Source organism: Paenibacillus arenilitoris (assembly GCF_014705655.1).
Classification (GTDB): Bacteria; Bacillota; Bacilli; order Paenibacillales; family Paenibacillaceae; genus Pristimantibacillus; species Pristimantibacillus arenilitoris.
On the sequence record NZ_JACXIY010000002.1, the window covers coordinates 53203 to 68180 of the forward strand.

A 14978-nucleotide genomic window follows, 5' to 3' on the forward strand; every position below is an offset into this window, starting at 1 on the left:
AAGGACGGGATTACGGTATGAAGAGGGCCCCGTATAACGTGCTGCTCATAACGGCCGACCAACTGAGGCATGATTGCGTCGGCTACGCCAAAGGCTACCCGGTCCGCACGCCGAATTTGGATCGCCTGGCCGCGCAGGGAACCGCGTTCTCGCATGCGTATTCGGTGCTGCCCGTGTGCGGGCCCGCTCGGCAATCGCTGCTGCACGGGCGCAGACCCGAGACGTTCGGTGCCTTATGGAACTACGACGGCGCGCTGCCGGTCGCCGCGCTTCAGCCGGATGCCTATACGTGGACGCAGACGCTTGCGCGAAGCGGCTACGCGTCGGCTTATTTCGGCAAGTGGGGCGTCAATCCGGTTCACGACGCCACCGCCTTCGGTTACCGCGAAGTCGTCGGCGAGGCGGAATACCGGCGCTTCGCGGCCGAGCGATATCCGGACGTACGGTTCGCGAACGGCTACTTCGGCGAGACGAATCCGATTCCGGTCGAGGACGCCGACACGCACTGGTTCGCGGCGCGTGCGGTCGAGACGATGGAGAAGCTTCAGGAGGCGGGCGGTCCATGGCATATCGCCCTGCATTTTGCCGCGCCGCATCTGCCGTCCCGTCCGTCCGGCCGCTTCGCGACGATGTACGACCCGTCCGAGGTGCCGGAATGGGCCGGCTTCCGCGAAACGTTCGAGGGCAAGCCGTACATCCAGCGCCAGCAGCTGCTGAGCTGGGGCGTCGAGCGCTTCGATTGGGACGATTGGGCCCAGATCGTGGCCCGGTATTACGGCGTCGTCAGCCAAATGGACGACGCGGTCGGCCGCGTGCTGGACGCGCTTGCGAGGCTGGGGGCGGCTGACGACACGCTCGTCATTTTTACGTCGGACCACGGCGATTTGTGCGGATCGCACCGGATGATGGATAAGCATTACGTCATGTACGACGACGTCGTGCGGGTCCCGCTCGTCGTTCGGCTGCCGGCTGCTGCGGGCCGCTGTCCGCGCGGCGTCGCGAGCGACGCGTTCGTCTACAATTTTCTCGATCTGCCGCCGACGCTGCTGGAGCTGCTCGGGCTGCATAGCTGCGATCCAGGCAACCTGCAAGGACGATCGCTGCTTCCGCTCCTGGCGGACGGAGCCGCCCCCGAAGATTGGCGCGACGCGGTCGTATCGAGCTATAACGGTCAGCAATTCGGCCTGTATACGCAGCGCATGATACGAGAGTCGCGGTGGAAATACGTCTGGAACACGACCGATATCGACGAGCTGTACGACCTTCAGGAAGACCCGGCCGAGCTGGTCAATCGAATCGGCAGTCCTGACCTTGCCGCGACGCTTGCGGAGCTGCGCCTTCGGCTGCACGGGCAGCTGACGGCGGACGGCGATCCGCTTGCCGGCAACGAATGGACGCGGCGGCAGCTGCTGGGGAACGCGAAGCTGAGCGGCGATGACGGGCAAGCCGGCCGCGGGTAATCGCCTCCGGCCGCAATGCGAATATCTTTTATTGGCGACCGCTCCGAATGGATGCGGTTTTTTGCGTTGCGCCGTCCGAGGTCGACAATAATAATCCATCCTCGCAAGTGAAAAACTCTATTTTCAATACAGGGCGTTGTCCTATAATGTTATTGTCGCCCCCTCTAAAGGTCTTCGCTCTACAACGGACCTTGCTCAACTAACGAACCTGGTTCGCTCAAACCGACCTCGCTGTTCAAACAAACCTCGATTGCTCAAACAGACCTCGAATGCTCAAACAGTCCTCGCTGTTCAAACGAACCTCGATTGCTCAAACAAACCTCGATTACTCAAACACTCCTCGCTGTTCAAACAGTCCTCGCTGTTCAAACCAACCTCGATCGCTGAAACAGACCTCGAACGGTCTAATGGTCTTTGTTCTAACGGACCTCACAGCCGCTATTAGGGATCTAAAGCGCTTACCGTCATTTTAACGGACTCCAGCGCCGTTATTCCCCGCCCGAGCCGTGAAAAGATGCCAGAATCGGACAAATAGCGGCTTTAGAGTCCGTTAGATGGATTCGAGCTCGTTTTTTCATCAAATAAGGTCTGCTCAGTTCTTTAGCCGATTGAGCCTGCGGTGTAGGCGCTTTGTTTGACGATCCGATCTCCGAAAGAGTGACCAGTCCGCTTCATTTTGGAAGTACCGTGCTCCGAGAGAGTGACCAGTCCGCTTCATTCTGAAAGAATCGTTCTCCGAGAAGGTGACCGGTCCGCTTCATTCTGAAAGAATCGTGCTCCGAGAGTGTGACCAGTCTGCTTCATAAGGAAGAACGGCGCCCCGAGAGACCAGCCTCCTTGCATTCGAAAGGCCAGTGACCGGCAAGCGGTCGGATAACTTATCTATTCGGATCGCAAGCCATACGTGCGATACCGTTTATCTCCGCTCTTGACAAGGATGATCTCCCGTTCGGTCAAGCCGTGCAAGATCCGCCTGACGTAGCGGTCCGTTATCCGCAAATGGCCTGCCAGTTCCGTTGGCGTGAAAGGACGAAGCAGTCGACGGGCGAAACGAACGGCTTCGGCCTCCAGCCAGGTCAATTCGGGCGGCACGTTCGATGAGACGAAGGATCCCATAAAGGAAAGAATGAGCTGCCTGCATCGTGCAGGTTCATCTTTGACGGAAAGGTAGGCAATCGGCAAAAAGACCCATCCGTCAAGCGCCAGCAGGCTATGCCGCCAGCATAAATCCTTAAATCGGCTAACGTCCAAATCTCTTGCATGAGGTCCGTAGCCTTGAATTTCAATGCCGCCCTTCATGCCGCCCGGCCGATAGGCCAGGTCGACGTAACGGTATCCGTTGTTGAAATCGCGCACTTCCCATTCGGGATGCAGGTTGTCGAAGTTTTTAACGGCAGGGAACCATATGGCTCGCAAAAACTCGATTGTCCCGTGACCCAACCCTTTCTCGAGCAATTCCCGTCTTCTGGAATTCGTTTCTTGCGCGATGTTCAGTCGCATCCATTCTTCATACTTCCGTTCGAATAACATAGACAAATCGCCACTCCTTTTTTTTCAGCGGGAAATAAGAAAAGCCGCCCCGATACGATGTATCGAAGCGGCGTGTTCTTCACGACCATTTGAAAATAGTGTAGCGCGAATCCGGCTATCAGGCAATAGTCTCGCCATCGAGAATGCCGGAAATCGCAATCGCAATTACAATCGCAAGTGAATGGTCTCAAATGAGTTAGTAAGTTAGTACACTTTACAATCCGTTCATTTCGTTTTATAATGAGTGAAAATTCATTCAAAAACCAGGAGGCGCAACATGCCCCGCACCAAAGAGCAGTACGAAGAAATGCGCAACGCCACGAAACAAAAAATCGAAGCAGCGGCCATGCACCTTTTCGTTCATAAAGGGTTCGGCGCAACGAGCGTGCAGGACATCGCCGATCGGGCCGGAATCAGCATCGGTCTCTTGTATCGGCATTACAAGACGAAGGAGAGCTTGTTCCGGGAGCTGGCGGAATTCGCGCTTGCGGGCCTAAACCGAATGATCGCGATGTTCGAGTCGGACGGCTCGCCGAAAGAGATGATCGGACGGTTCGTCGACGAAATCTACAACGATATGACGACGGGGGAAGAGCTCGCGAATTTGCTGATCCTGATGGCGGAGTCGATTTTGTCGGAAGGGGGATCGGAGCCGGGCGAGGCGGCGCGGCTAAGCGGCAAAATGTTCCAGGCTACGTCCGGCATGATCGAGAAAGGGCAAGCGCTCGGGCAATTCCGTCCCGGCGATCCGCTCGAGCTGGCGCTTTACTTTTATTCCGCGCTGCACGGGCTGGCCGTCATGAAGGTTACGCTGAAATCCGGCTTCGTCATGCCGTCGCCGTCCATTCTCACCGCTTTTCTATTCAAGGAAGGAGAGTAGCGCCATGTTTACCGTTATGAGGGCCGATCGGGCGGGATCGGAAGCAAGGGAGCAGATCGCCCGCGTGTTCGCGGAAGGCTTTACGCAGTGGCTCGTCTTTTTCTCCAAGGACAAGAACCGAATCGCCAAAGCGTTTGCCCACATGTTCGTGTTGGACCAGTTCTACGTGGCGGTCTCCGATGGCAAAGTGGCCGCGATGGCTTCATTCACGCAAAGCGAGGCGCTGCCGGTAAGACTGGACGCCAAAGAGCTGAGAAAGCATTTGGGATTGTTCAAGGGCAGCCTTGCCGCGATTTTTCTGAAAAAAGAATTCGAACGTCCTCCCGAGCTCCCCCCTTCCGAAGCGTGCTCGATCGGATTAGTCGGGACGGCGCCCGAATACAGGGGGCAAGGCGCGGCGTCGCAAATTTTGCGCCATCTGCTTGATCATTTCCCGCACAAGGTGTACGTGATCGACGAGGTCGCCGACACGAACATTCCCGCCATGCGGCTATACGAGAAGCTGGGCTTCACGGAATACAAACGGAGCGCGATCCCGCCTAAGCGGGCAGCGCAAATCGGCATCAACTACATGGTGTCGCTGAAGTACGAGAAATGACGGGCGACCGGCGGCATCCGGACTTTATGGCTTTGATCGCCTTCCATAAGTTTACATTACGGTTTGTCCGAGGCGGCTGGACTGTTCAAATGACCGAATGCTATACTTAGTAACGGGTGAAGCGACGATGACAAATGAGACAAAGAACGAAGAAGTAAACGGCAATCCATCAGCCGACAACGATCAGCAACAAAAGCTGGCCGAACTGGTCAAGGCGGTCCATCATAACGGCCTCGTCGCATTGAAAATGCATTTCGACGAGGTGGAGGGCCAGGTCATGAACCAGAAAAACTACGGCCCGGTCTTTATTTATCAAGTGAAGGACGAATCGGGCAACGTTTATGCATGCGGTTTCTTTCTGGGCGAGCTGGTGGCGAAGTTCCAGTCGGGCAACGATCCCGCAACATGGATGTCTTCGTTCTTCGTGGAGCTTATGAAGACCGAAGGGGGACGGCCGATGCCGACGCCCCCTGCGAGCGAGGACGAAGCCAAGGCGCTCATCGACAAGGTGCTAATTCCGCAATGCATGGCGGCCGTACGCGAGGAATTCGAAGGGGAGAAGGTTCACGCCGGCCTTCAGCTGCACGAGGAGCACGGCCCGGTATTCGAGGCTGGATTCCCGGAGATCAAGGACGGCAACAATGTATGCGCCGTACCGCTGCATCTGCTGTTCACGCACCTGCTGCTGAATCGGGATCCTTCGGAGGTGCTTTTGCAGGGCATGTACAACATTCGCGAAGAACATGGACTCGCATAGGCTGCGTCGGTCGAGGAACGAGAAATTTGAATAGGCACGCCATACGGAAAAACACGCCGCCGCGGCGTGTTTTTTTGTTGCGGCATGGCGGGCGAAGGATCCGGTCCCCGGGAAAGGGAAATAGGGACGAACCGTCGAACCTATTACCATATCTAAGAGCGCTGCGTCAGGCGGCGCGGAACGGGGGATTACGAACCATGTCCATGCTCCTCCTAACCACAAAACTCTATATGGCTCCTCCCCGGCCCAAAGCCGTCCTCCGCACCCGGTTGACCGAGCGTCTGAACGATGGCATGCGCCGCAAGCTTACGCTGGTCTCCGCTTCCGCAGGCAGCGGCAAAACGACGCTGGTCAGCCAGTGGCTCTCCGGCTTCCCGCGGCCGGCCGCCTGGCTGTCGCTGGAAGAAGCGGATAACGATCCCGCGCGATTCCTGAACTACCTCTTCGCTGCGATGCGGACGGTCGAGGCGAACGTCGGGGACGGCGCGCACGGCATGCTGCAATCGCCTCAGCCGCCGCCCATGGAAACGGTTATTACGGCCCTGCTGAACGATGTCGCCGCAATTCCGCGCAAGCTTGTCCTCGTCCTTGACGATTATCATGTCATAACGGCCGAGCCGGTCCACGACGCGCTCGCTTTCCTGGTCGAGCATATGCCGGAGCAGATGCATCTGGTTATCGCGACGCGAGAAGAGCCTCGTTTGTCTCTTGCCAAGCTGCGCGTCCGTGACCAATTGACGGAAGTGCGCGCCGCAGACCTGCGGTTTACCGCCTCCGAAACGGCCGAATTTCTCGGGCAAGTCATGGGGCTGAGCCTGTCGGCGGAAGACGTCGCCTTTCTCGAAGACCGCACGGAAGGTTGGATCGCCGGCCTTCAGTTAGCCGCGCTTTCGATTCGGAGAGATGCGGCCGCCGCCGGCCTGATCGAGACATTCGGCGGCAGCCGAGGGCTCGTGCCGGACTATTTGGTTGAAGAAGTGCTGCAGCGGCAACCTGCGGCCATCCAGACGTTTCTGCTGCGGACGTCGATCCTTGACCGTATGTGCGGCCCGCTTTGCGATGCCGTTCTACGCGAAGAAGCGGGAGACGCGGATCGGGCGAGCGGGCAAGACATGCTGGAATACCTCGAACGCGCCAACCTATTCGTCGTCCCGCTGGACGACGAGCGGCGCTGGTATCGGTATCATCATCTGTTCGCCGAATTGCTGCGGCAGAGGCAGCAACGCTCTTCCTGCTCGCCGGCTGGCAGCGGAGAGAAGGACGATGCCGCGCTGCATCTGCGCGCCAGCGGCTGGTACGAAGCGAACGGCCTGGAGCTCGATGCCTTCCGCCATGCCGTCGCCGCGGGCGACGTGGAGCGAGCGGCGCGCCTGATCGAAGGGAGGGGGATGCCGCTCCATTTTCGCGGAATCGTGGCGCCCGTGCGGAGCTGGCTGGAGTCGCTGCATCCAAGCGTCATGAATGCGAAGCCCTCACTTTGGGTGATTTATGCTTCGGTGCTGTTGACAGCCGGCGAAACAACGGGCGTGGAAGCGAAGCTGCAAGCTGCGGAAGCAGCGCTGCAGGCAGGGGAGTCTGGCGAAACGGCCCGGGACCTGGCCGGGCATATCGCATCCATACGGGCAACGATGGCCGTCAGCCGGCATCGGGCGGAAGACATCCTTTATCAATCCCGCCTTGCGCTGGCGAATTTGAGCGAAGCGAATCTGCCCGTACGGACGGCCACGACTTGGGCGCTGGGGTACGCTTACCAGCTTAAGGGAGATCGCGCGTCAGCCCTCCAGGCCTACCGCGAAGCAGCGGCCGTTAGCCGGCAGATCGGGCATATCATCATCCGGGTAATGGCCGAGACGGGACTCGGCCAAATGCAAGAAGCGGGCAACCTGCTTGAGCTTGCGGCCCAAACGTACCGGCACGTCCTGCAGCTCGCAGGCGAGGACTCGCCGCTTCCGGCTGTCTGCGAAGCATACCTTGGATTGGCTCGCATTCATTGCGAATGGAACGACCTGGATGCCGCCGAGCGCTACGGGGAACGGAGTCTGGCTCTTGCGCCGCTAATCGAAAACACGGATAGGGTCGTGGCCTGCGAGCTGTTCTTCGCGCGCCTTAGCCTCGCAAAGGGAGACGCGCCCGGCGCAGCCGCCCGGGCGGCGAAAGCCGAGCGGCTCTCGCGGCTGCATAACTTCGCCGAACGGATGCCGGAAATCGATGCCGTACGCGTGCAGGCGCTGCTGCGCCAAGGCGATGCGGCTTCCGCAGGCCGGCTGGCCCGAACCCGCGGGCTTATTCTTGGCATGGCCCGGGCATGCCTCGCTGCGGGAGATACGCCGGGCGCGCTTGCGGCGATTGAGCCGATGCTTCGGCAGGCGGAGGAAAAAGAATGGGCGGACGAGCGGCTGAGGCTCATCGTCCTGAAAGCGGTCGTTCTGGATGCGCATGGCGAGAAGGGCGAAGCTTTGAGCCTGCTGGCCGAAGCGCTGACGCTCGCGGAGCCCGGCGGCTTTATTCGCGTCTTCGTGGACGAAGGCCTTCCAATGGCCGAGTTATTGGGCGAAGCCGCCGCCCGAAGCAAGAAGCCGGATTACATAAAGAAGCTTCTGGCGAATTTTCCGCCGGAAGAGGGAGAAGGAGGCGGCAGACAGCCGGATCAACACTCCAGTGTACCGGCTGAGCCTCTTATGGAGCCGCTAAGCGAACGCGAGCTGCAGGTGCTGCGGCTCATTGCCGAAGGCCGTTCGAATCGCGAGATTGGCGACCGCTTATTCCTTGCTTTGAGCACGGTGAAAGGATATAACCAGCAAATTTTCGGCAAGCTGCAGGTGCGCAGGAGAACCGAAGCCGTGGCGCGAGCCCGCTCGCTAGGCTTGCTGTAATCCGGCAACGCCCCTACTTAAGTAGCTAGGCGACCATACCGGTTCGTAAGCTAAACTACTTGTAAATGGCGCAAGCCGTTTAGGAGGGAAGCGAATGAAAGCGATTATTTGCACAAAATACGGGTCGCCGGACGTACTGGAGCTTCAGATTGTCGAAAAGCCCGTCCCAAAGGACAATGAACTATTGGTAAAAGTGCGCGCGTCGACGGTGACCTCGGGGGACTGCCGGGTTCGAGGCTTTAGATGCCCGCCCGCATATTGGATTCCGATGAGGCTCGTCTTGGGGATTAGGAAACCGAGAAAGCCGATTCTCGGCGTGGAGCTCGCCGGCGAGGTCGAAGCGGCGGGAAAAGCTGTTAAGCGGTTCGGGCCGGGCGACCGGATTTTCGCTTTATCGGGCATGCGCTTCGGCGCCCATGCCGAATACGTCTGCCTGCCCGAAGACGGCGTTGTGGCCGCCATGCCGGCCAATGCGACCTTTGAGGAAGCCGCTGCGCTTCCTTTCGGCGGAACATCGGCGATCCATTTTTTGAAAAAAGGAAGAATCCAAAGCGGGCACAAGGTGCTGGTCTATGGCGCTTCCGGCGCGGTCGGCACTGCCGCGGTACAGCTGGCGAGGTGCTACGGGGCGGAAGTGACCGGGGTGTGCAGCGCGGCGAATGCGGAATTGGTGAAATCCCTTGGGGCCGATCGGGTCATCGATTACGCGAGGGAGGATATTACGGAAAGGGGAGACCGTTACGATATCGTCTTCGATGCCGTCGGGAAGCTCCCGAAAGCCAAAGGAAAGGCCGCGCTGGCCACGGACGGAAAATTCGTCTCGGTCGAGGGGCAAGGGGTCGCGAGGGAGCTGGCGCAGGATTTGATTTTCCTTAAGGAGCTTATGGAGGCGGGAAAATTTAAAGCGGTCATCGACCGGCGCTATCCGCTGGAACAAATCCGCGAGGCTCACCGCTATGTGGAGCAGGGGCGCAAAAAAGGAAACGTGGTCATTGCGGTGGACGCATGAATCCTATCCCGTGCTATACTGAAGACGAGTACGTTAATGGATAAGGAGATGCGCAAACGAGTGGAAAACGAACGAAACTGGGCAGGCAACTATGCATATAACGCCGCGGAGTTCCACGCCCCCGATACGATGGAAGAGCTGCGGGAGAAGGTTGCCCGCGGCAGCCGGGTCAAGGTGCTTGGCTCCCGGCATTCGTTTAATGGAATCGCCGATACGACCGCAACCCATCTCTCGCTGCACAAGCTTAACCGCGTAGTCGATTTGGATCGGACGAATCGCCGCGTCACGGTCGAAGGCGGCATCCGCTACGGCGAGCTGTGCCGCTATCTTCACGACAACGGCTACGCGCTGCACAATCTGGCGTCTCTGCCGCACATTACCGTGGCCGGCGCATGCGCGACGGCGACGCACGGCTCCGGCGACCGGAACGGCAGCCTCTCGACGGCGGTTTACGCGCTGGAGCTCGTGAAGGCGGACGGGGAGACGGCCGTCTTCACCCGCGGCCAAGACGGCGACTTCGCCGGGGCGGTCGTCGGGCTTGGGGCGCTTGGCGTCGTGACGAAGCTGACGCTGGACGTGGTCCCGGCCTTCGAGATGAGCCAGCGCGTCTACGAGAATCTGCCGCTCTCGCGGCTCCGCGACAACCTGGACGCCGTATTCTCAAGCGCTTACAGCGTCAGCCTGTTCTCGGATTGGAAGGAATCGGCGTTTAATCAAGTTTGGGTGAAACGGAGGACGGACGATCCGAAGGCGGCTCAGCCGGAAAGCCCGTTCTTCGCCGCGGTGCCCGCTGCGGAGCACCGGCATCCGGTGCCGGGCTTAGGCGCGGACAACTGCAGCCGTCAGCTTGGCGTTCCCGGTCCCTGGTACGAGCGGATGCCTCACTTCCGCATGGATTTCACCCCGAGCGCCGGCGAAGAGCTGCAAAGCGAATATTTCGTGCGCCGCGAAGACGCCTACGAAGCGCTGTGCGAGATCGACCGGTTAAAGGAGCGCATCGCGCCGCTTCTATATGTATCCGAAGTACGCACGATAGCGGCGGACGATCATTGGATGAGTCCGTGCTATAAGCAGGATTCGGTTGCGTTCCATTTCACGTGGAAAGCGGACGGTGAGGCCGTTCGGCAGCTGCTTCCGCTGATCGAAGAACGGATGGCGCCTTTCGATGCCCGTCCGCATTGGAGCAAGCTGTTCGCGATGGCTCCGGCACGGCTGCAATCGCTGTACGAGAAGCTGCCGGCGTTCCGGCAGCTGATCAAGCGCTGCGATCCGCAAGGAAAGTTCCGCAACGATTATTTGGACACCTATATTCTGGGCAACGCCTAATAGCCCAAAAAAAACAAAACCAAATATACCAATACCGGGGCCGATCCCGATCAACGTAACGTGAATCGGACGGGAGGCTTCGGCCGATGGAGCTGTCTCGGGAGGTCATAAAAAGCGACCTTAGGGACAGCTCTATTTGATTTTCTGAGAAAAAATTCCCGTTCTCTTGTTCAGCCCCTCTTTTTCGCGCTTCCCAAACACGCCCACCTTCTTCGACGACGTTTAGCCACGAGATGGCGATGATAAATTCAAAAAATGAAACTAAATCGGTCTTATTCCCAATTATTCACGATGTAGTTTCAGTATTTGAACTTAAACGGTACCTTTCGAGCCTTTCACTTTGCTATTAACCGTTTTTATTTCAAAATTTGAAACAAAATCTCTATTTGCTGCCTTCTTTCGCGCTTAGTTTCAATTATTGAAATAACCTCCCGCGCAGAGGCGCCAATATCTGATCGACTGCTCAACTGCAAGGCCATCACGCATCATTTGGACGTTAGAACGGCAGCAGAGAATGAATACTTTCTTGCTGGCTTTTTTTTGTCTTGTGCCCCGCAACCAATTGGAGGACAATAGAAGCATAACCTTACGGAAAAGGATACTGCCGATGCGCAAGCTTGACTGGTTGGAAAGCGTGCTGTTCCCGCGGGTGCAGTTGGACGAGAAGAAGCTGGCTCACGCCCTGAATGGGAAAACGGTCGTCATTACGGGGGCGAGCTCCGGGATCGGGGAGCGGCTCGCTTATTTGCTCGGCCGCCTGCCGGTTCATCTCCTATTGGCGGCCCGAAGAGCGGAACGGCTGGATGCGATGAAGCGGGAGATCGAGCAGGGGGCGGCGCGGGTGAGCGTATATGCCGCGGACCTTCGGAACGAGGACGAACTGGGCGCGTTCTTGACGTTCCTTAGTCGCCTGCCGGACGGGGTGGATGCGGTCGTCAGCAACGCCGGCCTGTCGATCAAGCGTTCGATCGGGGATTCCCTGGACCGCTATCACGACTTCACCCGGACGATGGCGATCAATTATTTCGCGCCCGTCCGGCTGGTTCTGTCGCTCGTTCCGCTGCTTGAACAAAAACAGGGGCAGATCATCAACGTCTCCACGATTAACACGTCGCTCGTTCCGTTCCCTTATTTCGCCGCCTATCAGGCTTCGAAGCAGGCGTTCGACACATGGCTCCGGTCCGCCGCGCCCGAGCTGCATGCGAGGGGCATCGCGGCGACATCCGTTTATTTGCCGCTGGTCAGGACGCCGATGATCGCTCCGACGGCCGCCTACCGGAGCATGCCCGCGATGAGCGCGGAGCAGGCGGCGCGGCTTATCGCAAGATGCATGTATACGAGGCGGAGAAGGGCGATGCCGTGGTGGCTGCCGTTCGGCGAGCTCGCTTCCGTCGCATTCCGGAGCCCTCTGGAAGCGGCCATCGCGGGCCGGCTGCGCAAGAGGGGAACCGACGCTTGAGCATCGTTACGCTGGCTCGCGTCATGTACCGGATTGGCATGCTGTCCCCAAAGGGCTTGTACGGCTTGGCCGCGGCCGTCTATCGATACGGCGTCAATCCGATGGCGCTGCTGGGGCTTGCGGAGAGAACGCATGGCGGGAAGACCGCCCTGACTGATGACCGCGAAAGTTTGAGTTTCCGGCAATTGGCTGCCGAGTCGGAACGTCTTGCCGGGCTGCTGGCGGACAACTACGGCATCGGCCAAGGCCGGAAGGTCGGGTTGATGTGCCGCAACCATGCTTCTTTGGTGAAGTCCGTATTCGCCGCTTCCATGACGGGAGCGGATCTTTATTTGCTCAGCGCCGAGATGAGCGCCGGCCAGCTGAAGCAGCTGACGGCCGACTATGATTTCGACCTGCTTATCCACGATGCCGAGCTGACGCCGGCCGTCGAGCAATCGGCGTATGCGAAAGCTGCGCTGCTCAGCTACCATGACCGGCTGCCCGCCGTCGATAACCTGCTGCGCGCAGCGAGACAGACGAATCGGCCGCGCAGGCGGGCTTCTTCCGGCAAAATCATGCTGCTGACGGGCGGTACGACGGGCAAACCGAAAAAAATCGCGCACAAGCCGTCGTTGTTCAATTACTTGCAACCGTTCGGGGAGCTGCTGTCGAAGCTGAAGCTGCTACACTGCAGCACGGCCTATATCGCAACGCCGATCTTTCACGGGTACGGCATCGCGATTCTGCTGCTGTTCGTCGCGCTCGGCAAGAAGATCGTGCTGACGAGCGGCTTCGAAGCCGGGAGGGCATGCACCCTCATTCGGCGTCACGGCGTCGACGTCGTAACCGTCGTGCCGCTCATGCTGAGCAAAATGCTGAAGCTCGGCGCCGGCGATCTGAAAACGCTCGCTTGCGTCGCGTCGGGAGGCGCGGAGCTGAATCCGAAGCTTGCGGAGGAGGCTTTGGATAAATTGGGCCCGGTTCTGTACAACCTGTACGGCACCTCCGAAGCCGGTCTCAACCTCGTTGCGACGCCGCAGGATTTGGCGCATGACGCGAGGACGGTCGGCCGTCCGATTGTCGGGACACGGATTCGAATCGCGAATGCCGACGGGACGGAAGAGAAAGCCGGGATAGCCGGACAAATTTGCGTCAAAAACAAATGGTCGGCGAAGGGCGTTGGAGGCGGCTGGATCAAGACGGGCGATATCGGATACCGGGACCGGCACGGCTATTACTACTTGTGCGGCAGGGCGGATGACCTGGTCGTATCGGCCGGCGAGAACGTCTATCCGATCGAGGTCGAACAGCTGCTCATCCGGCACCCGGACGTGGAGGATGTCGCCGTGAAGGGCGTGCGCGACGAAATGTTCGGCCAGAGGCTGAAGGCGTACGTTCAGCCGGCCGAGCTTGCCGGCCTGTCCGAGGAAGCGTTAATGGACTGGCTGCGCCCGCGGGCCGCGAGGTATCAAATGCCGCGGGAAATCGTATTCGTACGGGAAATCCCCTATACCCGGCTGGGGAAACAGGATAAGAAGCAGCTCGATTAACGGGCCCGAAGGGCACATCGATCCTGCCGATTACACCTGAAGAACAAGAAAAGAAGTGATGATGAAGTGCAGCAAATGCGAGCCAGAATGCAACAAAAAAGCGTATCGGTATTAAGCCGTTATTTCAGCGGCAGCACGATGGACTACAAACAAGTTTTCGCGATCATCGTCCCGATTTTCGTGGATTCGGCGTTCATCGTCCTGATGGCCCTGCTCAATACGGCGATGATCAGCTCCTCCGGCGTCGCCGCCGTCAGCGCGGTCAGCATGGTGGACTCGATCAATATTTTCATCATCAACCTGTTCGCCGCCATCGCGACGGGCGGAACGGTCATCGTGGCGCAATACAAGGGCAGCGGCAACCAGGAGATGGTATCGAAGGCCGCGTCGCAGGCGATATCCGCGGTGGCGGTCGCCTCGGTCCTGATGAGCGCGCTCGTCATTATTTTTCACGCGTCCGCGCTGGACCTTCTGTTCGGCGGGGCGGAAGCGGACGTCATGCATAACGCTAAAATCTTCCTGATCGGAAGCTGCATCTCCTATCCGTTCATTGCGGTGTACCAAGCGGTTACCGGCGTGCTCCGGGGAGTGGCCGACACGAAGGCGAGCCTCGTCCTGTCGGTCATCCTGAACGCGTCCTACTTCTTGCTCAACGTCGCGCTCGTCAAGTTCGCCGACCTCGGCGTCGTCGGGCTATCCGTCGCCCTGATCGCTGCGCGGGTGCTCGGCATGGCGGCGGCCGTCTTTTATTTGACGAGATACAACCAATCGCTCCGCTTCCAGCTGCGGGACGCGTTCAAGCTCCATCTGTCGCTGCTCAAGAAGATTATGTTCATCGGCATCCCGTTTGCGGCGGAGCAAATGTTCTTCAACGGAGGCAAGCTGCTCACGCAGACGTTCATCGTCCAGCTCGGAACGCTGGCGATTACGGTCAACGCGATCAGCGGCTCGCTGTCCATGCTGTTTCAAATCGGCGGAACCGCGCTGAGCGTCGCCGTCGTGACGGTCGTCGGACAGTGCATCGGCCGCAAAAACATCGAGGACGCCAGGCTGTTCATCAAATCGTTCCTATGGCTGTCCACGGTGTTTTTCGTGCTGATTACGGTAATTCTGCTGCTTTTGTTCCCGCTGCTCGTAAGCCTGTACGCGCCGCCGAAAGAGATCGTGCCGGATATTTTTGCGTTAATCGTGCTTATATCGGTCGCGCAGCCGATTTTATGGTCGATGAGCTTCATCATGCCGTCTGCGCTGCGCGCGGCCGGCGATTCAAAGTTCACTTCGATCGCTTCCTTGCTCACCATGTGGCTCTTCCGCATCATTCTCGGCTATATTTTGGGCATAACGCTCGGGCTTGGCATCATGGGCGTCTGGCTGGCGATGGTCGCCGAATGGGGCGTGCGCGGGGCGATCTTCCTCTGGCGCTTCAGAGGGGACAAATGGTACAGGCATAAGCTGATCTAGTTTTGGTCAATGGAGAGTGCTGATGGTCCATCTCATGAGAAGGTTGAGGCGACCGGCTCCGGCTGCGTTGCACAATATCAGGCTGCCGAGAAT

11 protein-coding genes are annotated in these 14978 nt (G+C 58.8%); 10 read left to right on the plus strand and 1 reads right to left on the minus strand.

All coding sequences use genetic code 11. The features are described from left to right. Nucleotides 1–17 precede the first annotated feature (17 nt). Nucleotides 18–1460, plus strand: coding sequence for a sulfatase-like hydrolase/transferase (locus tag IDH41_RS01740; RefSeq protein ID WP_190857738.1), 1443 nt, complete (start codon nt 18–20; stop codon nt 1458–1460). A gap of 882 nt (nt 1461–2342) precedes the next feature. Here the strand turns inward: IDH41_RS01740 and IDH41_RS01745 are convergent. Next, nucleotides 2343–2990: a transcriptional regulator gene (locus IDH41_RS01745; protein WP_190857739.1), complete on the minus strand. Its 648-nt coding sequence runs from the start codon at nt 2988–2990 to the stop codon at nt 2343–2345. Between the two features lie 277 nt (nt 2991–3267). Between IDH41_RS01745 and IDH41_RS01750 the strand changes: the two genes are divergently transcribed. The 9 genes from IDH41_RS01750 to IDH41_RS01790 all read left to right on the plus strand — a co-directional run bounded on the left by IDH41_RS01750 (nt 3268) and on the right by IDH41_RS01790 (nt 14885). After that, nucleotides 3268–3870 carry a TetR/AcrR family transcriptional regulator gene (locus IDH41_RS01750; protein WP_190857741.1) on the plus strand — a complete coding sequence of 201 codons (603 nt, stop codon included), beginning with the start codon at nt 3268–3270 and terminating at the stop codon, nt 3868–3870. A gap of 4 nt (nt 3871–3874) precedes the next feature. Further along, nucleotides 3875–4468, plus strand: a complete 594-nt coding sequence (locus IDH41_RS01755) for a GNAT family N-acetyltransferase (RefSeq protein ID WP_190857743.1) — start codon at nt 3875–3877, stop codon at nt 4466–4468. Nucleotides 4469–4595: 127 nt separating this feature from the next. Next, nucleotides 4596–5225, plus strand: coding sequence for a hypothetical protein (locus IDH41_RS01760; RefSeq protein ID WP_190857744.1), 630 nt, complete (start codon nt 4596–4598; stop codon nt 5223–5225). Between the two features lie 197 nt (nt 5226–5422). Further along, entirely contained in the window at nt 5423–8098 is a 2676-nt protein-coding gene (locus IDH41_RS01765; protein WP_190857746.1) for a LuxR C-terminal-related transcriptional regulator, read from the plus strand. Nucleotides 8099–8192: 94 nt separating this feature from the next. After that, the gene (locus tag IDH41_RS01770) at nt 8193–9107 is read left to right on the plus strand and encodes an NAD(P)-dependent alcohol dehydrogenase (RefSeq protein WP_190857748.1); all 915 of its coding nucleotides are present in this window, start codon (nt 8193–8195) and stop codon (nt 9105–9107) included. A gap of 60 nt (nt 9108–9167) precedes the next feature. Next, complete coding sequence (locus IDH41_RS01775) at nt 9168–10433, plus strand: FAD-binding protein (protein ID WP_190857751.1); 1266 nt, start codon at nt 9168–9170, stop codon at nt 10431–10433. Nucleotides 10434–11040: 607 nt separating this feature from the next. Next, on the plus strand, nt 11041–11892 hold the full coding sequence (locus tag IDH41_RS01780; RefSeq protein ID WP_190857753.1) for an SDR family NAD(P)-dependent oxidoreductase: 852 nt from the start codon (nt 11041–11043) through the stop codon (nt 11890–11892). Then, nucleotides 11889–13424, plus strand: coding sequence for an AMP-binding protein (locus IDH41_RS01785; protein ID WP_223829368.1), 1536 nt, complete (start codon nt 11889–11891; stop codon nt 13422–13424). Before IDH41_RS01780 ends, IDH41_RS01785 begins: the two co-directional genes overlap by 4 nt. Before the next feature lie 75 nt (nt 13425–13499). Then, a complete protein-coding gene (locus tag IDH41_RS01790; RefSeq protein WP_190858181.1) occupies nt 13500–14885 on the plus strand; it encodes an MATE family efflux transporter in 1386 nt (461 codons plus the stop codon). Nucleotides 14886–14978: the final 93 nt, after the last annotated feature.